Source organism: Oleiphilus sp. HI0128 (genome assembly GCF_001635365.1).
Window position 1 is genome coordinate 1 of sequence record NZ_LWGG01000411.1, and the last position, 439, is coordinate 439.

The 439-nt window shown below is 54.7% G+C and carries 1 protein-coding gene; it reads right to left on the reverse strand.

Annotated elements, in window-relative coordinates; all coding sequences use genetic code 11:
• Nucleotides 1–439 (reverse strand): transposase (locus tag A3763_RS26720; protein ID WP_197482782.1); only part of this gene is annotated, 439 nt, incomplete at both ends.

Sequence of the window (439 nt, forward strand, 5' to 3'; positions counted from 1 at the left end):
AGGGAAGGTTTGCAGGGTGAAGACCTTACTCCCTTGCTGGGGGCCGGTGGCGATGCGGTAAGTCACCGAGGAACCGTGCAGTTGCGTGAGTACATCTCCTCCTTCCTCGTCCAGCGTCAACCAGGTATTCTCGGCATCTCGCTCCAACAGACCGCGTTTTTCCAGGCAGCGAGCGACCAGGTGGCTGAGGGTGTTAACGAGCGCATTGAGTTCATGTTGAGTGGGTGCCTTGACCCGATGGAACCGCCGTTGGCCATAGGTATCTTCGGCGTATACGCCATCGAGAAATAGCATGTGGTAATGGACATTAAGGTTGAGCGCAGAACCAAAGCGTTGGATCAACGTCACTGCACCGGTTTGTGCGGTAGCCTTGGTAAAACCAGCCTGCCTAATTAAATGCGTAGAGACGGTGCGGTAGACAATGCCTAACACTTTACCC